18 protein-coding genes and 2 pseudogenes are annotated in these 25594 nt (G+C 62.5%); 8 read left to right on the top strand and 12 right to left on the bottom strand.

Translation table 11 applies throughout. The features are described from left to right. Window positions 1–14: 14 nt before the first annotated feature. Entirely contained in the window at window positions 15–1115 is a 1101-nt protein-coding gene (locus ASC48_RS00160) for an efflux RND transporter periplasmic adaptor subunit (protein ID WP_055453836.1), read from the top strand. Further along, a complete protein-coding gene (locus ASC48_RS19865; protein WP_055453837.1) occupies window positions 1112–4591 on the top strand; it encodes an efflux RND transporter permease subunit in 3480 nt (1159 codons plus the stop codon). Before ASC48_RS00160 ends, ASC48_RS19865 begins: the two co-directional genes overlap by 4 nt. Window positions 4592–4666: 75 nt before the next feature. Here ASC48_RS19865 and ASC48_RS00170 read toward each other — a convergent pair whose 3' ends face one another. The 3 genes from ASC48_RS00170 to ASC48_RS00180 all read right to left on the bottom strand — a co-directional run bounded on the left by ASC48_RS00170 (window position 4667) and on the right by ASC48_RS00180 (window position 6915). After that, a complete protein-coding gene (locus ASC48_RS00170) occupies window positions 4667–5572 on the bottom strand; it encodes a CDP-alcohol phosphatidyltransferase family protein (protein ID WP_055453838.1) in 906 nt (301 codons plus the stop codon). An 11-nt stretch (window positions 5573–5583) separates the two neighbouring features. After that, window positions 5584–6345, bottom strand: a complete 762-nt coding sequence (locus ASC48_RS00175; protein ID WP_279626029.1) for a phosphatidylserine decarboxylase — start codon at window positions 6343–6345, stop codon at window positions 5584–5586. 129 nt (window positions 6346–6474) lie between these two features. Next, a complete protein-coding gene (locus ASC48_RS00180) occupies window positions 6475–6915 on the bottom strand; it encodes an Lrp/AsnC family transcriptional regulator (RefSeq protein WP_409843017.1) in 441 nt (146 codons plus the stop codon). A gap of 121 nt (window positions 6916–7036) precedes the next feature. Between ASC48_RS00180 and ASC48_RS00185 the strand changes: the two genes are divergently transcribed. After that, a complete protein-coding gene (locus tag ASC48_RS00185; protein ID WP_055453839.1) occupies window positions 7037–8137 on the top strand; it encodes a saccharopine dehydrogenase family protein in 1101 nt (366 codons plus the stop codon). 162 nt (window positions 8138–8299) lie between these two features. Here the strand turns inward: ASC48_RS00185 and ASC48_RS00190 are convergent, their stop codons facing one another. Together ASC48_RS00190 and ASC48_RS00195 are read right to left on the bottom strand one after the other, a co-directional pair. After that, the gene (locus ASC48_RS00190; RefSeq protein ID WP_055453840.1) at window positions 8300–10219 is read right to left on the bottom strand and encodes an ABCB family ABC transporter ATP-binding protein/permease; all 1920 of its coding nucleotides are present in this window, start codon (window positions 10217–10219) and stop codon (window positions 8300–8302) included. Continuing rightward, on the bottom strand, window positions 10216–10644 hold the full coding sequence (locus tag ASC48_RS00195) for an ArsR/SmtB family transcription factor (RefSeq protein WP_055453841.1): 429 nt from the start codon (window positions 10642–10644) through the stop codon (window positions 10216–10218). The genes ASC48_RS00190 and ASC48_RS00195 overlap by 4 nt, the downstream gene beginning before the upstream one ends. Before the next feature lie 345 nt (window positions 10645–10989). Here ASC48_RS00195 and ASC48_RS00200 point away from each other — a divergent pair, with 345 nt between their 5' ends. Further along, complete coding sequence (locus ASC48_RS00200; protein ID WP_055453842.1) at window positions 10990–13221, top strand: NADP-dependent isocitrate dehydrogenase; 2232 nt, start codon at window positions 10990–10992, stop codon at window positions 13219–13221. A 221-nt stretch (window positions 13222–13442) separates the two neighbouring features. Here ASC48_RS00200 and ASC48_RS00205 read toward each other — a convergent pair whose 3' ends face one another. From ASC48_RS00205 to cutA, 4 genes are all read right to left on the bottom strand, one after another. After that, complete coding sequence (locus tag ASC48_RS00205; protein WP_055453843.1) at window positions 13443–14315, bottom strand: bifunctional helix-turn-helix transcriptional regulator/GNAT family N-acetyltransferase; 873 nt, start codon at window positions 14313–14315, stop codon at window positions 13443–13445. A gap of 125 nt (window positions 14316–14440) precedes the next feature. Further along, window positions 14441–14710 (bottom strand): Txe/YoeB family addiction module toxin, encoded by a 270-nt coding sequence (locus tag ASC48_RS00210; protein WP_019964589.1) that lies wholly within the window; start codon window positions 14708–14710, stop codon window positions 14441–14443. After that, a complete protein-coding gene (locus ASC48_RS00215; RefSeq protein WP_050472621.1) occupies window positions 14707–14958 on the bottom strand; it encodes a type II toxin-antitoxin system Phd/YefM family antitoxin in 252 nt (83 codons plus the stop codon). The genes ASC48_RS00210 and ASC48_RS00215 overlap by 4 nt, the downstream gene beginning before the upstream one ends. Window positions 14959–15017: 59 nt before the next feature. Next, complete coding sequence (gene cutA, locus ASC48_RS00220; RefSeq protein ID WP_055453844.1) at window positions 15018–15335, bottom strand: divalent-cation tolerance protein CutA; 318 nt, start codon at window positions 15333–15335, stop codon at window positions 15018–15020. 133 nt (window positions 15336–15468) lie between these two features. Between cutA and ASC48_RS00225 the strand changes: the two genes are divergently transcribed. From ASC48_RS00225 to ASC48_RS00235, 4 genes and pseudogenes are all read left to right on the top strand, one after another. Beyond that, window positions 15469–16683: an NADP-dependent isocitrate dehydrogenase gene (locus ASC48_RS00225; protein ID WP_055453845.1), complete on the top strand. Its 1215-nt coding sequence runs from the start codon at window positions 15469–15471 to the stop codon at window positions 16681–16683. A gap of 188 nt (window positions 16684–16871) precedes the next feature. Continuing rightward, window positions 16872–17372 carry a hypothetical protein gene (locus ASC48_RS00230; RefSeq protein WP_055453846.1) on the top strand — a complete coding sequence of 167 codons (501 nt, stop codon included), beginning with the start codon at window positions 16872–16874 and terminating at the stop codon, window positions 17370–17372. 393 nt (window positions 17373–17765) lie between these two features. Continuing rightward, a pseudogene (locus ASC48_RS20220) lies at window positions 17766–18035 on the top strand (PAS domain-containing protein); the annotation flags it as partial. Between the two features lie 36 nt (window positions 18036–18071). After that, window positions 18072–19850: a putative bifunctional diguanylate cyclase/phosphodiesterase gene (locus ASC48_RS00235; protein ID WP_244269969.1), complete on the top strand. Its 1779-nt coding sequence runs from the start codon at window positions 18072–18074 to the stop codon at window positions 19848–19850. 183 nt (window positions 19851–20033) lie between these two features. Here the strand turns inward: ASC48_RS00235 and ASC48_RS20065 are convergent. The 3 genes and pseudogenes from ASC48_RS20065 to recA form a co-directional block, all read right to left on the bottom strand. Then, window positions 20034–20857 (bottom strand): annotated as a pseudogene (locus ASC48_RS20065) (GGDEF domain-containing protein); the annotation flags it as partial. Window positions 20858–21374: 517 nt separating this feature from the next. Then, window positions 21375–24032 carry an alanine--tRNA ligase gene (alaS, locus tag ASC48_RS00250; RefSeq protein ID WP_055453850.1) on the bottom strand — a complete coding sequence of 886 codons (2658 nt, stop codon included), beginning with the start codon at window positions 24030–24032 and terminating at the stop codon, window positions 21375–21377. A gap of 291 nt (window positions 24033–24323) precedes the next feature. Beyond that, window positions 24324–25394 (bottom strand): recombinase RecA, encoded by a 1071-nt coding sequence (gene recA / locus ASC48_RS00255; RefSeq protein ID WP_055453851.1) that lies wholly within the window; start codon window positions 25392–25394, stop codon window positions 24324–24326. Window positions 25395–25594: the final 200 nt, after the last annotated feature.

Genomic DNA, 25594 nt, shown 5'->3' on the forward strand with positions numbered 1-25594 from the left:
ACGGAGCGAATTTCATGCGTGTTAATTTCTCTGTGCTGCTGGCCGCAGGCATTGCCGGTGGCGTTGGCCTGTGGATGTGGAGCGGCACTCTGGTGGTCGGTGGACTGGGGGACGAGGCCCATGCCGCCCCGCCCATTGCCGAACGGCAGAACGCTGCGGATGTGAAGCCCTTCCGTGTCCAGGTTTCCCGGCTTGTGGCCGAACCGCGCTCGGCCATGCTGGAGGTGCGCGGCAGCACCGAAGCCTTCGCCAAGGTTTCCGTGCGCGCCGAAACGGCGGGGCGGATTGTTGAACGCCCGGCCCGCGAAGGCGGCACGGTGAGCGCTGGCGATGTGCTTTGCGTGATCGACAAGGGCACCCGCGAGGCCCGCGTGCTGGAGGCAAAGGCCGTCCTCGCACAGGCCCGCGCCGATTATGACGCCGCAACGCAACTCAGCTCGAAAGGCTTTGCCACGGAAAACCGCGTGGCTGCACTGAAGGCATCCCTCGATGCCGCCGATGCGCGCCTGCAGGAAGCCGAGCTGGAGCTGGACCGCACCGTCATCCGCTCGCCCATTGCCGGCGTGGTGGAAAGCCCGATGGCGCGTGTCGGCGATCATCTTTCCGTGGGCGCGGCCTGCGGCACGGTGGTGAATTCCGATCCGATGATCGCCGTTGGCCAGGTGTCCGAGTTGAATATTTCAGGTCTCAGCCTCAACATGCCGGCCAGTGTCGAGCTGGTCGGCGGCGTGAAGATGGAAGGCCATGTGCGCTACATCGCGCCGGCCGCCAATCCCGACACCCGGACGTTCCGCATCGAGGTGGAATTGCCCAACCCGGACGGCCTTGCCCGTGATGGCATGACCGCCGTTACCCGGATGGAACTGTCTCAAGGTCAGGCCCACCGCGTCAGCCCGGCAATCCTGACGCTGGATGATGACGGGCGCGTCGGCGTGCGCAGCGTCGATGCGGACAACCGCGTACGCTTCCTGCCCGTGGTGATTGCAGGCAGCGAGAATGACGGCATCTGGATCACCGGATTGCCGGACACAGTTGACGTCATCACCGTCGGACAGGATTTCGTCGGTGAGGGCCAGCTGGTCGAACCGGTTATGAGCGCGGAGGCAAAAGGATGATCAACGCCCTCGAAGCCATCCTGCGCCGCCCCAAGACGGTGCTCATGCTCCTGCTGGCGCTCGTCTTTGGCGGGACGCTCAGCTACATAACCATCCCCAAGGAAGAGAACCCGGATATCGACGTTCCGGTCTTCTACGTCTCCATCTCCCAGCAGGGCATCTCGCCGGAAGACGCAGAGCGCCTGCTGGTGCGGCCCATGGAAACGGAGCTGCGCGGCCTTGATGGCCTGAAGGAACTGACGGCCATCGCCTCGGAAGGCCATGCCGGCATCGTGCTGGAATTCGACATCTCCTTTGACAAGGACAAGGCGATGTCGGATGTGCGCGACAAGGTGGATCAGGCCAAGTCCAAGCTGCCCGCCGATGCGGACGAGCCCACCATTTCCGAAACCAACTTCGCGCTCGCCCCGACCCTGACCGTTGCCCTGTCGGGCAGTGTCCCCGAGCGCACGCTCTACACCTATGCCCGGCGCCTGAAGGACCAGATCGAGGCCGTGGACACAGTCCGCTCTGCTGATCTGGCGGGTCACCGGGAAGAGCTGCTGGAAGTGCTGATCAACAGCCGCAAGCTGGAATCCTATGCGATCACCCAGCAGGAGCTGATCACTTCCCTGACGCAGAACAACCAGCTGGTGCCCGCCGGTTTCCTCGACAGCGGATCGGGACGCTTCAACGTCAAGGTTCCCGGCCTTCTCGAAACGGCGGAAGATGTCTATTCCCTGCCGCTGAAACAGGCGGGCGAAGGCGTCGTCACACTGGGCAACGTGGCTGAAATCCGCCGCACCTTCAAGGATGCCACCTCCTTCATCCGCGTCAATGGCGAACCGGCGATTGCGCTGAATGTGACCAAGCGCATCGGCACCAATGTGATCGAGAACAATGCCGCGGTCCGTGCCGTCATTGCCGAGGCAACGAAGGACTGGCCGCAGACGATCCGCGTCAGCGTCATGCTGGACATGTCGGAGAACATTTTCGAGGTTCTCGGCTCGCTGCAGTCCTCGATCCTGACGGCCATCTTTCTCGTCATGGTGCTGATCGTCGGCTCGCTGGGCCTGCGCTCCGCGCTGCTTGTGGGCCTTGCAATTCCAACATCCTTCATGGTCGGCTTCCTGATCCTGGCCGGGCTTGGCTACACCGTGAACATCATGGTCATGTTCGGCCTCGTGCTGACCGTGGGCATGCTGGTGGATGGCGCCATCGTCATGGTGGAATATGCCGACCGCAAGATCGCCGAGGGCATGGAGGACCGGGAGGCCTATATCCGCGCGGCCAAGCTGATGTTCTGGCCGATCTTCTCCTCCACGGCGACGACCCTTGCCGCCTTCCTGCCCATGTTGATGTGGCCGGGTGTGGCAGGCGAGTTCATGAGCTATCTGCCCATCATGGTGATCATCGTGCTGGCCGCCTCGCTGCTGACGGCAACGGTCTTCATCCCGGTCACCGGTGGCCTCTTCGCCACCGGGTTCCACTGGATGGCACACCATGCAGCGGTGGTTCTGGCCCTGGTCTTTGCGGCCCTGGCCGCGACGACGGTTCTCACGGCTCCGGCCCTTGCCGCGCTGCCCGCACTTGCCGTGAATGGCCTTGCCATCGCAGCCTTCATCCTGGCCGGTTTTGTCAGTCACCGGCTGCTCGTCCCCGCCGTTGCCATCCTGAAGCGGCGCGCGGCGCTGCGCGCCGAAGAGGCACGGCAGGAGGCGGAGGTCCTCTCCGGCAACCATGCTTTCGAGGTGCGCGAGGTTACCGGCCTCACCGGCTTCTATGTGCGCGGGCTGAAACTGCTTGCCGGGAACCCCATCGGCAATCTCGTAGCCCTTGCCGCCATGGCCGGGCTCTGCGCCTTCATCACCATCGGCTTCATGACCCACAGCACGGGCGTCGAATTCTTCGTCGATGAAGAGCCGAAGCAGGCGGTGGTGCTGGTCTCGGCCCGAGGCAACCTGTCCGCAGCCGAGGCCCGCGACATCGTCATGGGCGTTGAACGGGAAGTGCTGCAGACTGCCGGCGTGATGAACGTGGTCACCTCCGCCTTCCCCCCCGGCGGCAGCGGCGGCGGCGGCCCGTCGCTCGATGGCCCGCGTGACAAGCCTGCCGACGTGATCGGCGAACTGCAGCTGGAATTCGAGGATTATTGCTGCCGCCGCAAGGCCGTGGAAATCTTTCAGGAAATCCGGGAGCGTACGGCCCCCCTGCCCGGCATCAAGGTGGAAACCCGCAAGATCGAGGGCGGCCCGCCGACCGGCAAGGACATCCAGCTTGAGGTGAAATCCACCGACTACAAGACACTGACCGAAACCATTGCCCGCATCCGCGAGCATGTGAACACCATGCCCGGCCTGATCGATCAGGAGGATGACCGCCCCCTGCCCGGCATCGAATGGCACATCACCATCGACCGGGCTCATGCCGGGCGCTATCAGGCCAGCATCGTGCCGGTGGGCAGCATGGTGCAGCTTGTCACCAACGGCGTGCTGATCGGCAAGTACCGCCCGGCAGACAGCGAGGACGAGGTGGACATCCGCGTGCGCCTGCCGCGCGATGAACGCACGCTCGACCGGTTTGACGAGCTGCGCCTGCAGACGCCGCTTGGTCTGGTGCCGCTTGCCAACTTCATCAAGCGCGAGGCGGCACCGAAGGTCTCATCCATCACCCGGCGTGACGGCCTTTATTCGATGATGGTGAAGGCCACCGTCGATCCGGCCTCCGGTTTCACACCGGACGACAAGGTGAAGGAGCTGGACAGCTGGCTGAAGACGCAGGACTGGCCCTCGAATGTCCTTCTGGCCTTCCGCGGCGCCGACAAGGACCAGAAGGAGTCCGGCGAGTTCCTGATGAAGGCGATGATTGCATCGCTCTTTCTGATGTTCCTGATCCTGCTGACCCAGTACAACTCGTTCTATCAGACCTTCCTTACCCTCACGACCGTGGTTCTGTCGGTCTTTGGCGTGCTGCTGGGCATGTGGGTGACGGGGCAGAAGTTCTCGATCATCATGACCGGCACGGGCATTGTCGCGCTGGCGGGTATCGTGGTGAACAACGCCATCATCCTGCTGGACACGTTCAACCGCTTCCGGGAAGACGGCCTGCCCACGCTGGACGCCATCCTGAAAACCTCGGCCCAGCGCCTCAGACCGATCATGCTGACCACGATCACCACGATTGCCGGGCTCATTCCGATGGCCGCCCAGATCAATCTGGACTTCCTCAACCGGGAAATCGCCCTCGGCGGCGTCACCTCCGGCTGGTGGGTGCAATTGTCCACGGCGGTGATCTTCGGCCTCGGCTTCTCCACCCTGCTGACGCTGGTGCTGATCCCGGTGATGATCGCCATGCCCGGTGTCTGGGCTGGTTCTGCCAGACGGCTCTGGCAGCGGGTGACGGGCAGACAACCGGGCTCCGGCCCGGGTTCGCACGGCAATGCAGGCCGGCAGGCCGCCAACAGCCCGGGCTCCCCGATGACCAGCGCTGCGGAATAGACCCAAGGCCCCAAAAGCAAAAGCCCCCGTCCGGTGGATGGGGGCTTTGTTCATTGAGAAGTCCTTACCAGGCCGTCACGGCGTATCACTGCCCGTCTTTTCGCCGGGATGATCAAGGCCCGGCCCGCTGTCATCCACCCCGCTGTCATCCCCCTTGTCACCGGCCTTTGCCTGCGTCTTGTCCGCGCGCACATGCGCCCGGTAGCTGCGCAGGGCAAAGGGGATCGACGAGAGATAGGCCAGCGTGCCCACGGTTAGCATCTGGAACGGATAGCTGACGGTCAGCGCCACCACCAGCACGGCCAGCACGAAGAGCGGCAGCACCAGATCGCGCCGGACGCGCATGCCCACCTTCTTGCCGGAATAGGTCGGCAGGCGGCTGATCATCAGGAAGCCGATTGTGACCGTGTAAAGCGCAACGGCCGGAGCAAATGCGGGCCAGTGCGGCAGCACACCCAGAAACTCCAGATAGATGGGCAAAAGCACCGTCAGTGCGCCTGCAGGGGCCGGAACGCCTGTGAAGAAATTCACCGCCCAGGCAGGCTTGTCAGGATCATCCAGCGCCGCATTGAACCGCGCCAGGCGCAGGGCCGCACAGATGGCAAAGGCGAGCGCGGCAATCCAGCCCAGAGATTTCACTTCCTGGAGCAGCCAGATGTAGAGCATCAGCGCCGGAGTGACGCCGAAATTGACGAAATCGGCCAGCGAATCCAGCTCTGCCCCGAACCGCGACGTGCCCTTGAGCATCCGCGCCACACGCCCGTCCACCGCATCCAGCACGGCTGCTATCAGCACTGCACCCACCGCAAAATCCCACCGCCCCTCGAAGGCCATGCGGATGCCGGTCAGGCCGGAGCAGAGCGCCAGAAGCGTAACGAGATTCGGCAGGATGAGACGCATGGGCACCTGGCGGAAACGCCCTGACCGGCGCGGCTTGCCGTCTTCGTGGCCGGGTTCATAGCTGGCAAAAGGCGTCTCCAAAAGGCTTCTCCTCAGCTGACGCGGGTGATGTGCTGGACCGCCTGCGGGCCTTCGCGCAGATCCGCCAGCACGGTTTCGCCGGCAATCATGATCTGGCCCATGGCAACTTTCGGCACGGTGCCCGCCGGCATGTAGATATCAAGGCGCGAACCGAAGCGGATCAGGCCGAAACGCTCGCCGGCACCAATGCTCTCCCCTTCGCGCACGAAACAGACGATGCGGCGGGCCACAAGACCTGCGATCTGAACGACGCCGATCTTCGTGCCGCCATTCTCGATGACGAGGCCATTGCGCTCGTTGAACTCGCTTGCCTTGTCCAGTTCCGCATTGAGGAACTTGCCCGGCTTGTAGGCCACCCGCGCAATGCGGCCACCGACAGGGGCGCGGTTCACGTGGCAGTTGAACACGTTCATGAACACGGAAATCCGCATCATCGGCTCGGTGCCAAGATCTGCCGCCAGTTCGGCAGGCGGCACGCAAAGGCCGAGCTGGTTGACGACGCCGTCAGCGGGCGAAATCACCAGCCCGTCGGTTACCGGCGTGACGCGGGCAGGATCTCGGAAGAAGTAGCAGACCCAGCCCGTGAGAAAGAGCCCGATATAGAACAGCGGGGTCAGGAACCAGCCAAGGATCAGCGTTGCCACGAAGGCGATGGCAATGAAAGGCCAGCCCTCCCGGTGAATAGGCACGAAGGTCTTGGTGATGGTATCGGCAAGCGACATGGGTTTTCCGGTCCGGGTCAGTGTCTGTTCAGAATTTTGGGCAGAGGCCATGGCCAAGCGGGCCGCCATTCTGCGTTCACCCTGACTTCTAGTGCCTTTGTGCCCGCAATTGAACCTCAAAACCGCAAGCCTTCACCGGGAATGACATCGGCTCCGGCTGTAATCGCGCATTATCGCCTTTCAACGGCTGATGCGCGTCGACAGGATGATGGACGAAAGCGTGCGGTCCACGCCATCAAGTTCGCCGATCCGGTCGATCAGATGGTCGAGTTCGGCAACGGAGGCAGCCTCGATGATGGCGATGAGATCGTGGCTGCCGCTGACCGAATGCAGCTGGCGCACCTCGCGGATGCCGGACAGTTCCGCGCTCACCCGCGCCAGCGCCTTGGGCACCAGCGTGATCAGCACATGCGCCTTCACCTGCGCCGCCTCATAGGCTTGCGACAGGCGCAGGCCATAGCCGGTGATCACTCCCGCCTGCTCCAGCCGCTCGATGCGGGCCTGAACCGTGGTGCGCGACAGCCCAAGACGGCGCGCCAGCTCGGCAACCGGCATGCGGGCGTTCTCAGACAGAAGGCCGATCAGGGCCCGGTCAGCTTCAGTGATGGTCAGAGTGTTCATCAGTTTCGTCATTTTGATCAAATCAGCACTTTATTCTGCTATATCTGCAGCTGTGAATCGACATGTCCTTCAGTCATTCTGAACCTCATAATGCCCGGAAAGGGCCCGAGGGGTTCGACACATGAAGACGATTGCCATCATTGGTGCCGGCAAGATCGGCGCCACCATCGCCCGCCTCCTCACCGGCTCCGGTGATTACCGCGTCACCGTGATTGACCGTTCGCCCGCAGAACTGGCGGCCCTTGCAGGCGAACCAGGCATCGAAACGCTGGCGCTGGACATCAGCGGCAGCGCAGCACTGACGGCAGCCCTTTCCGGTAAATATGCCGTGCTGAGCGCCGCGCCCTTCCACCTGACGATCGCCATCGCGGAAGCCGCTGCCAAGGCCGGCGTGCATTATCTTGATCTGACGGAAGATGTGGCCGCCACCCGCCGGGTGAAGGAGATCGCTGAGACGGCGCATACCGCCTTCATTCCCCAGTGCGGCCTTGCACCGGGCTTCATCTCCATCGCCGCCAATGATCTCGCCCGCCGCTTCGACAGCCTCGACACCTTGCGCATGCGCGTCGGCGCGCTGCCGCAGTACCCGTCCAACGCGCTCAACTACAATCTCACCTGGAGCACGGACGGGGTGATCAACGAATATATCGAGCCCTGCGAGGCCATTGTGGATGGCCACATGGCCGAGGTGCCCGCACTGGAAGAGCGCGAGGAATTCGCCCTTGATGGCGTCACCTACGAGGCCTTCAACACCTCCGGCGGGCTCGGCACCCTGTGCGAGACGCTGAAGGGCAAGGTGCGGACGCTCAACTACAAGACCATCCGCTATCCCGGCCATGCCGCCATCATGAAGGCACTGCTGAACGACCTTGGCCTGCGCCACCGGCGCGAGGTGCTGAAGGACATTCTGGAAAACGCCCTGCCCTCCACCCTTCAGGATGTGGTGATCATCTTCGTCACCGCCAGCGGACGCCAGAACGGCCGCCTCGTACAGGAGACCTATGCCAGCAAGGTCTATAGCGGCGTCATCGGCGGGCGGCTCTACAGCGCCATCCAGATCACCACCGCAAGCGCCATCGCCGCCGTGCTGGACATGCTCGCGGCCGGCCAGCTGCCGCAGCAGGGCTTCCTCCGCCAGGAAGACATACCCCTCCCCGCCTTCCTCGCCAACCGCTTCGGCCACGCCTATGCACAGGACGCAGGGCACCGTATGGCGGGGTGAGACGCGCAAACACATCCCTGACGGGTCCCGGGACGGAGGCCGGGACGGAGGCCGGGACGGCGTAGTGGGAAGGCTTTGGGCAAACCGAACAAGATCCACCTTCCGCGACGCCCCGGCCTTGTGCCGGGGCCTGTGAGGAGAGCAACGTCCCGTCAGACAAGCTTACACTCGCTCAGGCTCCCCCGCCTTCTGACCACGCACGATGACCCCGAGTTCATCGGCTTCCCTTGCAGCGCGCAGGCGTTCTTCGGCTTCGTCGGCCTCGCGCTGGCGGCTCCACATGGAGGCGTAGAGGCCGCCGTTGGCGAGCAGCTCCGCATGGGTGCCGCGTTCGGCGATGACACCGGCCTGCAGCACGAGGATCTGGTCCGCATTGACCACGGTGGACAGGCGGTGGGCGATGACCACGGTCGTCCGGTTGCGGGAAACCTGATCCAGCGCGGACTGGATTTCCCGCTCCGTATGGGTGTCGAGGGCCGAAGTTGCCTCGTCCAGAATGAGGATGGGCGGAGCCTTCAGGATGGTGCGGGCGATGGCGACGCGCTGCTTCTCGCCGCCGGAGAGCTTCAGTCCGCGCTCGCCCACCTCGCTGGCATAGCCCTTGGGCAGTGTCTCGATGAAACTGTCGATCTGTGCCATCCGGGCGGCAGCGCGCACATCCTCTTCGGAAGCATCCGGGCGGCCATAGCGGATGTTGTAGGCGATAGTGTCGTTGAACAGCACCGTATCCTGCGGCACCATGCCGATGGCTTGGCGCAGGCTTTCCTGCGTCACGTCACGCACATCCTGCCCGTCGATGGTCACCCGCCCGCCAGTCACGTCATAGAAGCGGAACAGCAGCCGGGAAATGGTGGACTTGCCCGCCCCCGAAGGCCCGACGATGGCGACCGTGTTTCCGGCCGGCACCTCGAAGCTGACGCCCTTGAGGATCGGCCGGTCCGGGTCGTAGTGGAACACCACATCCTCGAAGCGGATGGCGCCGGAGCCGATGACAAGCGCCGGGGCGCCCGGCTTGTCCTCGATTTCCGCCGGAACGGCGAGGACGGCGAACATCGCCTCGATATCGGCGAGCCCCTGCCGGATCTCGCGGTAAATGAAGCCGACGAAATTGAGCGGAATAGCGATCTGCAGCAGCAGCGCGTTGATCAGCACGAAATCACCAATGGTCTGCTCTCCCGCCATCACCGAGCGGGCGGAGAGGACCATGCAAGCTGCCGTGCCGATGCCCAGAATGAAGGACTGGCCGAAGTTGAGCCAGGCAAGCGAGGTCCAGGTGCGGGTCGCGGCGCGCTCATAAACCGCCATGGAGGCATCAAAACGGGCGGCCTCCATCTTCTCGTTGCCGAAATATTTCACCGTCTCGAAGTTGAGCAGGCTGTCGATGGCCTTGGAATTGGCTTCCGTATCGCTCTCGTTCATCTCGCGGCGGATGGAAATGCGCCAGTTGGACGTCTGCACCGTGAACCAGACATAGGCAGCGATCATCAGCGCCACGATGATCACATAGGCAAAGCCGAACTGGTACCAGATGATGCCCGCCATGATGGCGAATTCCAGCAAGGTCGGAATGCCGTTGAGAATGGTGAAGCGGACGATCGCCTCGATGCCCTTGACGCCGCGTTCGATCACCCGGCTGAGCCCGCCCGTGCGGCGGGACAGATGAAAGCGCAGCGACAGGCGGTGCAGATGCGAGAAGGTGATGAGGGCAAGCTGGCGCACCGCGTGCTGGCCAACGCGGGCAAACAGCGCATCGCGGAACTGGTTGAAAGCCACTGCCAGAACGCGGGCAGCGTTGTAGGCGATCACCAGCATCATCGGTGCCACCAGAAAGCCCGGCAGGCCCATGGTTTCGCCGGTCAGCGCGTCGGAAGCCCAGGCAAAGAAATAGGGCGAGACGACCGTGACCAGCTTGGCCACCACCAGCGCCAGTACCGCCCAGACCACGCGCAGCTTCAGATCCGCCCGCCCTTCCGGCCAGATATAGGGCCACAGGTTGGCCAGCGTGGTCATGGTCGAACCATCGTCGGCACTCACCTTTGCCGAAGCAGAACCGGGGCCATGGGGATTTGCACGTCTTGTCATTCTTGTCTCTCCCGCGCCCTTGAAGAGGTTTGAGCGGCAGCTGTGATGTCATTGAAAAAGCTGGCAGCATTCGCCAGAAGCCGCAGACCGGCAGCGTTTCCGCCTGCCAGAAAGGCCTCGTTGATCCGGTAGGAACAGGTGCGCCCGCGGATGTCGCAGGTCAGAAGCCCGGCCTCCTTCAGCACCTGCAGGTGCTGGGACACGGTGGATTGGGCCAGCGGCAGGCAGCCGACAATCTCGCCGCAGCAGGCCTCCTGACGCTGGATGATTTCCTTGAGAATGCCGATACGGACCGGATGGCCCAGCGCCCGGAACAGGTCAGCCAGTGCCGCAGCATCCGCGTTCCGGCAGACTTTCTCCTTCGGGGCACAACAAGCCCCTCCGCCGCTGCCGTGATCCGGCCGCTCAGCGCCATGACTGGACATGATCTCTCCCTCTGTCTGCCAGACTCACCGCTGCCCGCAGGTCAATTCATCGTCTAAATACGATGAATTGACCGCCCCGCCAAGCCCGGAAAGGAATTTTATGCTGGAGAAGTCCCCGTTACCGGCGCCTGTCTGCCCGGTATCCCGCATCATGGCAGCGTCAAGCTGCCCTCAGGGTTTTCGCTTGATTGCCTTTTCCCCCGCGTTTGTTAGAACTCCTTGCGGATTTCCGGCCGGGCAGGCGTCCGGAAATTGCGCACAACTGTATACGTGTCTATGGTGGCCCTCCCCGGAGCTGCCCCGGCACCTCCGCCTGACCGTTTCAAACTGTGGGAATGATTGAACATGGCCGACACCGGACGTCCCGACATCATCTACACCAAGGTCGACGAAGCGCCTGAACTGGCGAGCGCGTCCTTCCTGCCGATCATCAAGGCTTTTGCCAAACCGGCCGGGATCTCCATCGGCACCAAGGACATTTCGCTGGCAGGCCGCATCCTCGCCGCCTTCCCCCAGTATCTGACGGATGCGCAGAAGCAGTCCGACGATCTGGCCGAGCTTGGCCGTCTGGTGAACGAGCCGGACGCAAACGTCATCAAGCTGCCGAACATCTCCGCCTCGCAGCCGCAGCTCAATGCCGCAATCAAGGAACTGCAGGCACAGGGCTATGCCATCCCCTCCTACCCGGACAATCCGGAAACTGACGAGGACAAGGCCGTCAAGGCCACCTATGACGCGATCAAGGGATCGGCCGTGAACCCGGTTCTGCGTGAGGGCAATTCCGACCGCCGCGCCCCGAATGCGGTGAAGGAATACGCCAAGAAGAACCCGCATTCGATGGGCGCCTGGCTGCCGACCTCCAAGACCCATGTCGCCACCATGGGCAAGGACGACTTTGCCGCCAACGAAAAGTCCGTGACGGTTGCCGCAGCTTCCGCCGGCACGGCACGCATCGAATTCGTGGCCAAGGACGGTGCCGTCACCGTTCTGAAGAACAACCTTAAGCTCACCGAAGGCGATGTGCTGGACGCCACCTTCATGAGCGCCAAGGCCCTGACCGCCTTCCTTGAGAAGGAAATTCAGGACGCCAAGGACAAGGGCGTGCTCTTCTCCGTGCACCTCAAGGCAACGATGATGAAGGTCTCCGACCCGATCATCTTCGGCCATGTGGTCAAAACCTTCCTGAAGGACCTCTTCGCCAAGCACGCGGCCACCTTCGCTGAAATCGGCGTCAACCCGGACCTCGGCATCGGCGATCTGGAAGCCAAGGTTGCGGCGCTGCCCGCTGACAAGGCCGCAGAAATCAAGGCCGACCTGAAAGCTGCGCTCGACAATGGCCCGGCCATATACATGGTGAACTCGGACAAGGGCATCACCAACCTGCATGTCTCGTCCGATGTCATCATCGACGCTTCGATGCCCGCCCTCATCCGCGCTGGCGGCAAGGGCTGGGGCCCGGATGGCAAGGAACATGACGCCAAGTGCGTGATCCCGGACTCGTCCTATGCCGGCGTCTATGATGCGGTGATCGAGTTCTGCAAGAAGAACGGCGCCCTGGACCCGTCCAAGATGGGCACAGTGCCGAACGTCGGCCTGATGGCCCAGAAGGCCGAGGAATACGGCTCGCACCCGCAGACCTTCAAGGCGCAGGCCGATGGCTCCATCCGCATCGTTGATGCCGCTGGCACCACGCTGCTGGAGCATGAGGTTGAAGGCGGCGACATCTGGCGCGCCTGCCTCACCAAGGACGCCCCGATCCGCGACTGGGTGAAGCTCGGCGTCAGCCGCGCCCGCCTCTCCGGCATGCCGGGCGTGTTCTGGCTGGACAAGAACCGCGCCCACGATGCCGAGCTGATCAAGAAGGTGGAAGCCTATCTGCCGCTGCATGACACGTCAGGCCTCGACCTTCAGATCATGTCGCCGAGCGATGCAGCCCGCTATTCCACGGAGCGGATTGCCAAGGGCCTCGACACCATCTCCATCACCGGCAACGTGCTGCGCGACTATCTGACGGACCTCTATCCGATCCTGGAAGTCGGCACCTCGGCCAAGATGCTGTCCATCGTGCCGCTGATGAACGGCGGCGGCCTGTTTGAAACGGGCGCCGGCGGCTCTGCCCCCAAGCATGTGCAGCAGCTGGTGGAAGAGAACTACCTGCGCTGGGATTCGCTGGGCGAATTCTGCGCCCTCGGCGCCTCGCTGGAGCATCTGGCCCAGGTCAAGTCCAACGCCAAGGCTCAGGTTCTGGCCGATGCACTGGACAAGGCCATCGAAAAGCTGCTGGACAACGACAAATCCCCGCAGCGCAAGGTCGGCCAGCTCGACAATCGCGGCAGCCACTTCTACATCGCCCTCTACTGGGCACAGGGCCTTGCCGCACAGGACAAGGACGCGGAGCTGAAGGCGTATTTCGCCCCGGTCGCCGAAGCCCTGACCGCCAATGAAGCGAAGATCGTGGCGGAACTCAACGCCGTGCAGGGCAATCCTGTCGACCTCGGCGGCTACTACCACGCCCCGGCCGACAAGGTTGCCGCCGTCATGCGCCCGAGCGCCACGCTGAACGCCATCATCGGCTAAGGCTTTGTGAGCTTTGACATCAGAAGGGGCGGTCCACCGGGCCGCCCTTTTTGCTTTCAATTTACGGCCACTCGGGTCACCCCGGTTTGCCGCGCAGCGGCAAGACCAGGAACCGTAGCCCCGGCTAAGCAGATGGCAAGTACCGGGGGTACTGGATCCTCGCCTGCGCGAGGATGACAACGGAGAGGGTGACTACAGGATCAAGCGGGCGCTTGATCCTCTCAAAGCCGCTTCTCGAAGAAGAAATCCGGATAGGGATCATCGTTGAAGCGGTCAATTTCGGTCCAGCCTTCCTTGCGGTAGAAGTTGACCGCTTCGGGCAAAGCCTTGTTCGTATCAAGGCGCAGCAGGCTGATGCCGAGTTCCCTTGCCGCCTCTTCGGTCTTCGCCATCAGTTTGCGGGCAAGGCCGAGGCCACGGGCAGCGGGGGACACCCAGAGGCGCTTGATTTCCGCATAGCCCTTGTCCGTGCCCTTGAGCCCGGCGCAGCCCAAAGGCATGCCGTCCGAAAGGGTGACAAAGAACGCCCCCTTGGGCCGCATCATGCTTTGCGCATCCGGATCGGCAGACAGCGACACCTGAAAGCCCCCCTCGAAGCGCCGGTCCAGCTCGGCATAATATTGCTCAAGGCAGTGGCGCGCGGTTTCAGATCGCGGGTCCACTTCCTCGAAGCTCCAACGCTCGCGCCCCAGAGCCGAGGCAATCAGATCCATCGCCTCCAGCAGCGCCTGAGGGTGAGCATGGCTTTGCAGCAGCCGCTCTGCCCGCTCATCGGACAGGTTCTCGTAGATCTCGAATTCCTCCTGCCCTGCGGCGGTCAGCTGCGCCCGGCGCTTGCGGGCATCCTCCGGATCGGGGGCCAGCTCGATCATGCCCTCCTCCTCCAGAGACCGGAGAAGACGGCTCATCAGGCCGGAGTCGAGCCCGAGATAGGAGCGGATGGCCGCCACATCCGTGCGGCCATGCCCGATGGCGTTGAGAACACGGGCAGCCCCCAGCGGGCGGCCACGGCCAAGAAACGACGTATCCAGCGCACCCACCTCGGAAGTGACGGCACGGCTGAAACGGCGGAAACGGGAGATATCGTTCAACATGATTTACCTGACTTAAGTCAGGTAAAATTCTTTGTCAAAAGGATTTGGCTCAAGACGTACCCGGCCTGGAGCCTGGCCCGGCGATATCTGCAGCGGTCAACTGAGCCTGCACCACACGGTGGGACCTAATAGTGATAGCGCAGCTGCGCGATCTCGAGGCTCTGCGCCCCGGCTTTGCCGGACACACGGTAGACGAAGCGATGGTCATCGGCGATCCGGCGGGACCACCATCCCGTCAGGTCGCCCTTCAGTGGCTCAGGCTTGCCTATTCCGCCAAAGGGCTGCCGTCTGGCTTCCTTGATCAGTGAATTGACGCGCTCAAGCCCCTTTTCCCGGCCCGGCTGCTGCCACCAGAGATAATCTTCCCAGGCGTGATCCGAGAAGACGAGCTTCACAGATCGACCTCACGCTCCTCGCCTTCACCCGCCGTCAGCTGCGCAATCGAGGCCTGCAGCCGGCGGGCATTTTCCGGGCTCTTCTGCAGATGCAGCGTCTCCTGAATGGAGTTGAACTCTTCCAGAGACATGATCACGACGGCCTCCCGCTTCTTGCGGGTGACGATCACCTCGACCCGGTCATGGATCACCCGGTCCATCACGTCCTTCAGGGACGAACGTGCATCGGTGTAGGTCATGACATCCATGGAAAGGCTCCTTGTTCACGCACTACATATGCACAGAATCCTGTACAATTCAATGAGTGTCACTCCCGAACTGCCACCTGCCCCCGCGCCCACTCCAGATACGCCGCGCTGCCCTTCACCACCTCGAAGGCATAGACCGCAGGCAGGTCGTAGGAATGGAGGCGCTGAATGAGGGCTTCCAGTTCGGGATAGGCCTCCGCTGCCGTTTTCATCGTCAGGCGTACCTCCCCGCCCTCATTGACCTTGCCGTCCCACATGTAAAGGCTGGTGATCTCCTCCATGTGCACACAGGCCGCAAGCCCGGCCTCTACCGCGGCACGGGCGATCGTCCTCGCTTCCTCTTTCGTCTCTGTTGTCGTGCAAACAGCAAGAAGCATGGCTATGGTTCCTTCAGATATCCGCCGGCAAGTGGCAGGAACAGCGGGAAATCGCCGCTTGCCTGACCGGCGTCAAAATCGTACACACGCGAACACAATCCAGTTTCCGCAACCCAGACGAGGCCCAGAACCCATGGCAAAGATCAAGGTAGCGAACCCGGTCGTCGATATCGATGGCGACGAGATGACCCGCATCATCTGGCAGTTCATCAAGGACAAGCTCATCTTCCCCTATCTGGAGATCGATCTCGACTATTACGACCTGTCGATCCAGAAGCGCGATGAAACCGGTGACCAGATCACCATCGATGCGGCCAATGCCATCAAGAAGCACGGCGTTGGCGTCAAATGTGCGACGATCACTCCCGATGAAGCCCGCGTTGAGGAATTCGGCCTGAAGAAGATGTGGAAGTCGCCGAACGGCACCATCCGCAACATTCTGGGCGGCGTCATCTTCCGCGAACCGATCATCATCCGCAACGTGCCGCGTCTGGTGCCGGGCTGGACCCAGCCGATCATCGTCGGCCGTCACGCCTTCGGCGACCAGTACCGCGCCACCGACTTCCGCTTTCCCGGCAAGGGCAAGCTGACGATTACCTTCAAGGGCGAGGACGGCAGCGTTATCGAGCACGAGGTCTATGACGCCCCCTCCGCCGGTGTCGCCATGGCCATGTACAATCTCGATGAAAGCATCATCGATTTTGCCCGCGCCTCTTTCAACTATGCCCTGCAGCGCGGGGTGCCCTGCTATCTCTCCACCAAGAACACGATCCTGAAGGCCTATGACGGCCGCTTCAAGGACCTGTTTCAGGAGATTTTCGACAAGGAGTTCAAGGACGCCTATGCCGAAAAGAAGATCTGGTACGAACACCGCCTGATCGACGACATGGTGGCTTCGGCGCTGAAGTGGTCGGGCGGCTATGTCTGGGCCTGCAAGAACTACGATGGCGACGTGCAGTCGGACATCGTGGCGCAGGGCTTCGGCTCGCTGGGCCTGATGACCTCCGTGCTGATGACGCCGGATGGCAAGACGGTGGAGGCGGAAGCCGCCCACGGCACCGTCACCCGCCATTTCCGCCAGCACCAGCGCGGCGAGCAGACCTCGACCAATCCGATCGCCTCGATCTTCGCCTGGACCCGTGGCCTCGCTCACCGGGCCAAGCTGGACGGCAATGCGGATCTGGCCAGGTTTGCGCAGACGCTGGAGAAGGTCTGCATCGAGACGGTGGAAGCAGGCTTCATGACCAAGGACCTCGCCCTGCTGGTCGGTCCGGACCAGAACTGGCTGACCACCACCGGCTTCCTCGACAAGATCGAGAGCAACCTGCAGAAGGCCATGGCTGCCTGAACGCTTCCCTGTCAGGACAAGATGAGGAACGGCCCGGAGCTTGATCCGGGCCGTTTGCGTTTGAGCAGAAGCAAAGGCAACACGGGCCTGCACCGGGCACTGGAAATTTCCGTGCCGACCGGGCACGGATACTGCCGGCCCTGCCAGAGTGGCGGGGTCATGCACTCCTTTTGCAGAGAGTTTTTTCGATGCGATCCTTTCAGAGCCCCGGCGCGAAGCTGCGGCGTCTTCTGGCAGCCACCCTGTTTCGGGCTGTCCTGCCCCTTTGCCTCGCGTCCAGCGCCCTTCTCCCAGCCCTGATGACGGCACCCGCCATGGCCGAGAAGGCCTATGAGCCCGGCCGGGGCAGCGAGGAGCGCACGGCCATTCTGGACCCGGCCCGCCCGGTCATGGAGGTGCGCGTTGGCGCACCGGTCGAGTTTTCCGTCCGCCACATGCGCGTTGCCGATGGCTGGGCCTTCGCCATCCTCGACCCGCAGCGCCCCGGTGGCAAGCCGATTGATCTCAGCAAGACGCTGATTGCCGAGGAGATGGAATACCGCGACGGCCCCGGGCTTTTCGTCCTGCAGCGCGAGGTCGACGGCTACTGGTACGTGGTCGACTTTGCCATCGGCCCGACGGATGTCTTCTGGCTGGGTCAGCCGCTCTACGAGCAACTGCCGAAGGGCCTTCTGCCTGTCATCAATTGAGAGGCCGCGCGAAACGCCAAGATCTCTCTCAGACTGAGCCAATCAGGCTCCGGCTGAGAGAGCAAGATCAGCTGCATGCCTGATCTGATAAGATATTCCTGACCTCTGTAATTTTTCCCAATTGCAGCTTCAGATAGCCCCATCATCCAGACAGGAAAAACAAACATCAGTCAACACCCCTGAAACCGGCACATATGCCGGGAATATAGATCATAAATAAGCATAGCCGATCCGGATATAGTCCGGAAAATTATAGATAACAAAGGATAATTACTCAGTTTTTCTGACAATTCATGAAATAGTTATTCATTGCTTTAACGAAACGTTTTCAAAGCGGACGCATGCTGTTTCCGGCACCTCACCAAGGTGGCGCGAGAGCAAGACATGCATGTCATGGATTTCGATACGGCTGGTATAGACCTGTGTGAGCTTCTCGAGGCTTTGCCGTATGGTGCCTGGATCCTGAATGCTAAGGGCGTCTATGTCTTTCAGAACAGCGTAGATATTGCGGCCTTCGGCGATCTGGCCGGCAAAAGTGCCGTGGAAACGTGGGTGCCCGAAGACCAGGCTGCCGAGTGGCATCAGCATCACGAGCGCGCGCTCAAGGGAGAGCGTGTCCGCTACAGCCGCCACGTCACGACGCGTGATGGAAGCCAGTACATTGAGACTGTTCTCGTCCCGCTGATGAAAGAGGGACAGGTGAGCGGAGCCGTTGGACTGGCGGTCAACAACACCCCCTGGATGACGGCTCAGAACGAGGCCGATCAGGCACGGGCACTTCTTGATGACGTGCTGGAAGCGATTCCGGACGCGCTTGCCGCCTATAACAGCGAAGACCGGCTCATCCTCTTCAACGCCGCCTACAAGGATCTCTACAGCTATTCGGCTCCGGCCATCCGGCTTGGCGAGAAATTCGAGACCATCCTGCGCTACGGGCTGGAGGCCGGACAGTATCTGGATGCCGGTACGGCGCCGGAGGAGAAGGAAAAGTGGCTGCGCACACGCCTTGCCAACCACCGCAATCCGCCCGGCAAGGCCCTGATCCAGAAGCTGCCGAACGGGCGCTGGCTGCACGTGCGCGAGCGCAAGTCCGCCTCCGGCAATATTGTCGGTGTCAGGACCGACGTGACCGCCCTGAAGGCCGCAGAGGTGGCCGTGCGCCAGACCGCCGAGACGGATTCCCTCACCGGCATTGCCAACCGCAGTGTCCTCATCACCGCCCTGCAGCGCACACTCAAGGGCTCCCGGTCCTCGGACCGCATGGGCGCTCTCATCCTGCTGGATGTCGACCACTTCAAGTCCATCAACGACACCCTTGGCCATGATGCCGGAGATCTGGTGCTCAAGACGGTGGCCAAGCGCCTGCGCCAGACCCTGCGCGGCGAAGATACCCTTGCCCGGCTTGGCGGGGATGAATTCGCGGTGCTTGTCACCGGTTTCGAGCGCGAAGAGGCCTGTGAGGTGGTCGCCAACACGCTGCACAAGGCCCTGACGAAGGAAATCACGGCTGGAAACCGGATGCTCCGGCCGGGTATCTCTATGGGCATTGCCCTCTTCCCCCGCGATGGCACTACGGTGGACGAGCTGTTCAAGAACGCCGACAGTGCCCTCTACAAGACCAAGGAAAACGGCCGCAACGGCTGGACCCTGTTCGATGAGCAGCTCGGCCGCAGGCTGCACCGGGTGGCCGGGGTCAAGACCGCCCTTTCCGAAGCCATTCTGGCCGGCAGCATCACCGTGGCCCTGCAGCCCATCGTCAACATTTCAACCGGCCGGCACCACGGCTTTGAAAGCCTTGCCCGCTGGAACCGGCAAGGCGAAGACATGCCGCCCTTTGAATTTGTCGCCATAGCGGAAGATGCCGGAATGGGACTGGCACTCGGGCAGGAGCTTTTCGAAAAAAGCTGCCAGAGCTTTGCCGCTCTCGAACGCGCCGGTCTTGGCGCGGGCACGCTGTCGGTCAATCTGGGTCCTGCCCAACTGAAATGCGACAACCTGCCTGCGATGCTGCGCGAGAGCCTTGTCCGGCATGGCCTGACGCCGGACCGGCTGGTGCTCGAAATCACGGAAACCGTGCTGATCGACCGCTCTGCCTGTCAGATCGGCAGGACCCTTGAGCGCCTGCATGACCTGGGCTTCCAGCTGTCACTTGACGATTTCGGCACCGGCTTTGCCTCACTGACGCATCTGCGTCAGTTTCCGGTCACCGGTGTCAAGATCGACCGGTCATTCACAACGCGAGTCACAACCTCCCGCCAGGATGCGGTGATTGTGGAAACCATGATTCACCTGGCGAAGGGCCTCGGCATCAGCATTGTCGCGGAAGGGGTTGAGGATGAGCGGCAGCTGGCCTTCCTGAAAGACGCCGGCTGCACCTATGCGCAGGGTTACTTTCTGGCCCCGCCCTTGCGCGATGCCGCCAGCCAGCGCGTCTGGCTCGGAGCCAGACCGGCAAAAGTGAAAGCTGCACGGAATTGACCGGCGCCCCGGCCTGAACGTCCCGGCCCGAATTCAGGCAAGCTGGCGCTTTCCATCGCCCTTCTCTCCGCCCTCCTCCGCACCGGCCTCATGCACCAGGCGGATCTGCGGCAGGCGGCGGAAGCAGTTCCGGCCTGAGCGTTTGGCGAGATAGAGCGCCCGGTCCGCCTCAGCAAACAGCTGTTCGAAGGACGCGTTGGGGCCAGAGGTATCGGCCACACCCGTGCTGATCGTGACCGGAATGGCCTTGCCATCATGCTCCATCTGCAACACGGCGGCTGCGCGGCAAAGCTGGGCAGCCAGCAAATCCAGATGCGGGCCGGTCAGACCGGGCAGAAAAATGCCGAACTCCTCACCGCCAATGCGGGCCGCAAACAGCCGCCTCCGGCAAGCTGTTCCAGCATGGCCGCAAAACTCTTCAGCACCGCATCGCCGCACTGATGGCCATACCGGTCATTGATCTGCTTGAAATGATCGACGTCAGCGATCAGCAGCGTGCCGCCGCTCCCCGTTGCCAGCGACTGCTCCACTTGGCGCAGGAAGGCGCGCCGGTTCGGCAGGCCTGTCAGTTCATCCGTGTCCGCCAGATGACGCAAAGCTTTCGCCATGCGCTCGTTCGACAGGACAATGCCCAGAAACACCGCCGCAACAGTGTGCATCAGTGACAGGAAGATCAGCCCGAACAGCCAGTCGGAATTGGGGATGAGGCCGTCAAACCGGACCGGGAAGAGGAAAGGCAGCGGCAGTGCAGCCAGGTGAACGAAGGAAAAGCTGGTGTAGATCCCAGCGGCCGCCCGCGCCGAAGGCAGCCCCTCGTCGCGGATGCTGCACCGCAGTTCAGATGCCGTCAGCAGGAAGAAGAAACCTGCGGATGCAAAGGCATAGACAAGGCGCCAGAGCGCTGCAAGCTCCTGACTTTCATCAAGGAAATGGCTGAGCGGAACAACACCGAGGGCAGCCATGACGGGAAGAAGATAGGGCACATGCCGGCCGAAGAAGGACCGCATGCCAAGCCAGACAAAGCCCAGAGCCGTGATGAAGAGGCCAAAGCCAACGTTATCGCTCAGGGCAAGGGGCACTGTGCCCCGCAATGCGATGCTGGTACTGCCGGCCGATGCCAGCAGGAAGACAGCAAACCAGAGGCGCAGATATGTGGAGCCCGGATAGCGCACGACAGCTGCCGCCAGCGTCAGCGTGAACACCGCATAGACGCCGGAAAGACCGAGCAGTATCGCAGGCACAGAGAAAAGCAGCTCCAACGGCACCTCCAGAAACGCAACCCGGCACGTCCAGCACGCAATGAACACGGCCCAATGCGCGTTGACCAAGCCCGCGTGGCGCCTGAGCAAATTCAAGGCATGATGCGCAGGCACCGAAAGCCATGGGACAGAAGCAAGCCAAAGCTACAGGCAAAAAATCAATTATTTCAAAACAAACGCACACCGGCAGTGCGGCTGGGGCCCCTGAAGAGGCACTTTGCCGCACTGCCGGGCTTCAATTCACTCCGGCGGAACGGACCGCCGGTCAGCCTGCGATGGCCGCTTCGATGGCCGCCAGGGCTTCCGCAGCCTTGCTCCCGTCCGGGCCACCGGCCTGCGCCATGTCCGGACGGCCGCCGCCGCCCTTGCCGCCAAGGGCCTCGGAGGCGACGCGCACCAGATCAACTGCGCTGAACCGGGAGGTCAGGTCTTCGCTGACGCCAACCACGGCACTGCCCTTGCCGTCTTCGGAAACCGAGATCAGCACAACGATGCCGGAGCCGAGCGCGGTGCGGCTTTCATCCACCATGCCCTTCAGGTCCTTGGCCGGAATGCCATCCAGCGCGCGGCCGAGGAACTTGACACCGTTGATTTCACGCGGCTGATCTGCACCACCGGAAGCGCCCCCGCCCATGGCGAGCTTCTTGCGTGCTTCAGAGAGTTCCTTCTCCATGCGCTTGCGCTCGTCCAGCAGCTGGGCAACGCGGGCCGTGATCTCGCCCGCGCCAACTTTCAGGATGGACGCGATCTCGCGGACGCGGGTGTCCTGCTCGTCGAGATAGGCACGGGCCGCTTCGCCGGTCAGCGCTTCCAGACGGCGCACGCCGGCAGCCACTGCACCTTCCGAGACAACGCGCACAAGGCCGATGTCACCGGTGCGCTTCACATGCGTGCCACCGCAAAGCTCGACCGAATAGGCCTTGCCCGCCTTCGGCCCATGCAGCGCCGTGCCCATGGACACCACACGCACTTCTTCGCCGTATTTTTCGCCGAAGAGCGCCATGGCGCCGCTTTCGATTGCCTCGTCCAGCGCCATCAGGCGTGTGTCGACCGGGGCGTTCTGCAGGATGATCTCGTTGGCAAGCGCCTCGACCTGCTTCAGCTCCGCATCGTCAATCGGCTTGGGATGGGAGAAGTCGAAGCGCAGGCGGTCCGGCGTGACCAGCGAGCCCTTCTGTGCCACATGCGAGCCCAGCACTTCGCGAAGGGCCTCGTGCAGCAGGTGGGTGGCCGAGTGATTGGCGCGGATGTGGCTGCGGCGGACATGGTCCACCACCAGCTCGACACCAAGGCCAACCGTCACCGTGCCCTCTTCCACCGTCACTGCATGGATGAAAAGGCCATCGGCCTTCTTCTGTGTTTCGGTGACCTTGAGACGCACGCCAGCGGCCTTCATGACGCCGGTGTCGCCAACCTGACCACCGGATTCGCCATAGAAGGGCGTCTGGTTGAGGATGACGAAGCCCGTCTGTCCGGCCGTCAGCTTGTCCGTTTCCTTGCCGCCGGCGACCAGCGCCAGAACGGCGCCTTCCGCCTGCTCCGTCTCGTAACCCAGGAACTCGGTCGCGCCGCACTTTTCCTTGAGAGCAAACCACACCGTGTCCGTGGCGCTTTCTCCGGAACCGGCCCAGGCTGCACGGGCCTCGGCCTTCTGCCGCTCCATGGCGGTTGCAAAACCCTCCGTGTCCACAGTGATGCCGCGGGCGCGCAGGGCGTCCTGTGTCAGGTCCAGCGGGAAGCCGTAGGTGTCGTAGAGCTTGAAGGCCGTCTCGCCATCGAGCTCACCCCCCTTGGAGAGATCGGCGGTTGCCGTGTCGAGGAGGACAAGGCCGCGCTCCAGCGTCTTGCGGAAGCGGGTTTCTTCGAGGCGCAGCGTCTCTGTGATCAGAGACTCGGCACGCACCAGCTCCGGATAGGCGCGGCCCATCTCGCGGATGAGCGCGGGCACCAGCTTCCACATCAGCGGCTCGCGCGCGCCAAGCAGATGCGCATGGCGCATACCACGGCGCATGATGCGGCGCAGAACATAGCCACGGCCTTCATTCGACGGCAGCACGCCATCGGCAATCAGGAAGCAGGAGGAGCGCAGGTGGTCGGCAATGACGCGGTGGCTCGACCGGGCAGCCCCATCCGCTTCAACGCCGGTCGCATTGACCGAGGCCGAAATCAGGGCGCGGAACAGGTCGATGTCGTAGTTGTCATGGACGCCCTGCAGCACGGCGGCCACGCGCTCCAGTCCCATGCCGGTGTCGATCGACGGACGCGGCAGATTGAAGCGGCCTTCCGGCGTCTGCTCATACTGCATGAACACCAGATTCCAGATCTCGATGAAGCGGTCGCCATCTTCCTCGGCCGAACCCGGAGGGCCGCCCCAGATATGGTCGCCATGATCGTAGAAGATTTCCGAGCACGGGCCGCAGGGGCCGGTGTCGCCCATGGTCCAGAAGTTGTCCGAGGTCGGGATGCGGATGATCTTGCTGTCGGAAAGACCGGCCACCTTCTTCCACAGGGCATGCGCCTCGTCGTCTTCCGAATAGACGGTGACGATCAGGCGCTCCTTCGGCAGGCCGTATTCCTTGGTGATCAGGTTCCAGGCCAGCTCGATGGCCCGCTCCTTGAAATAGTCACCGAAGGAGAAGTTGCCCAGCATCTCGAAGAAAGTGTGATGGCGGGCCGTGTAGCCCACATTGTCGAGATCGTTGTGCTTGCCGCCGGCACGCACCACCTTCTGCGCGGTCACAGCGCGGTCGTAGTCGCGCTTTTCCAGGCCGGTGAACACGTTCTTGAACTGGTTCATGCCCGCATTGGTGAACATGAGCGTCGGGTCGTTGCGCGGCACCAGGGGGCTCGATTCCACGACCTGATGGCCATTCTTGGCAAAGTATTCCAGAAACGCTGATCTGATCTCGTTTACGCCGCTCATCTAGGTCTCGCTCTCGATCCATCGGCAGCGCGGGATATCTCCGGCGGGGACACTCTCCTGCCCCCTGCCCCGGCCTTTCCCGCGCAAGCAGTTCAAAGCCTTTTATCTTTCACCCTTCGGCCTGTCCAGAAGCGAGGCAGCTGCCGCATCTGCATTTGACGCTTGCCGCAAGGGGCAGAAGTCCGGCCCGGAGGGTAATCGTGCCCCAGACAGCAGAAGACCCGCGAAACGCGGGTCCCAAATGATCTGGCGTAAGGGATATGTCACCGTCAGCCTGTACCGGCAGGGATATCAATCGTCAGCGTCTTCGCTGTCGCTGTCACCGGTGGTGATGGCTTCGGCCAGAAGACCGGCGTTCTGGCGGATGGCCAGCTCGATCTCATCGGCAATGGCCGGATTGTCGCGCAGGAACTGCTTGGCGTTCTCACGGCCCTGACCGAGGCGCTGGCTGTTGTAGGAGAACCAGGCACCGGACTTCTCGACGATATTCGCCTTGACGCCCAGATCGACCAGCTCACCCGACTTGGACACGCCTTCACCGTAGATGATGTCGAATTCGACCTGACGGAACGGAGGTGCCAGCTTGTTTTTCACCACCTTGACGCGGGTCTGGTTGCCGACAACCTCTTCCCTGTCCTTGATGGAGCCGATGCGGCGGATGTCGAGGCGGACGGAGGCATAGAACTTCAGCGCGTTGCCGCCCGTCGTGGTTTCGGGCGAACCGAACATGACGCCGATCTTCATGCGGATCTGGTTGATGAAGATCACCATGCAGTTCGACTTGGAGATGGAGGCCGTGAGCTTGCGCAGCGCCTGGCTCATCAGGCGGGCCTGCATGCCCGGCAGGCTGTCGCCCATCTCGCCTTCCAGTTCGGCCTTTGGCGTCAGGGCGGCCACCGAGTCCACCACCAGAACGTCGATGGCGCCGGAGCGCACCAGCGTGTCGGCGATTTCCAGCGCCTGCTCGCCGGCATCGGGCTGGGAGATCAGCAGATCGTCCAGATTGACGCCCAGTTTGCGTGCATAGATCGGATCGAGCGCGTGCTCAGCATCCACGAAGGCGCAGATGCCGCCGGACTTCTGAGCCTCGGCGATGGTGTGCAGGGCCAGCGTCGTCTTGCCCGAGGATTCCGGGCCGTAAATCTCGATGATACGGCCCTTCGGCAATCCGCCGATACCCAGCGCGATATCGAGGCCGAGGGAGCCGGTGGAGACCGTCTGGACCTCAACCACCTGCCCCTGGCCCATGCGCATGATGGAGCCCTTACCGAAGGCCCGTTCGATCTGCGAGAGCGCTGCATCCAGCGCTTTGGTCTTGTCCATCTGGCTGCTCTCTACAAGGCGAAGTGAACTCTGAGACATGTGCGAGGCTCCTTATTCCACGATGGACCCGCCGTTTCAAACCCAGCTTTTGTACCCTCTTTGTTCCAATTTGCCAAGATCTTTTACAAGATTGTTTTTTATCGTTTTTCATCAATAAGTTCCGTTTATGTTCACGCCTGCGCGCTCTTCCGCAGGCCCGGTCTTTTCACGTAGCTTCGCAAGCAGGCTGGCAGGTTTGC

This window comes from Pannonibacter indicus, from assembly GCF_001418225.1.
Classification (GTDB): Bacteria; Pseudomonadota; Alphaproteobacteria; order Rhizobiales; family Stappiaceae; genus Pannonibacter; species Pannonibacter indicus.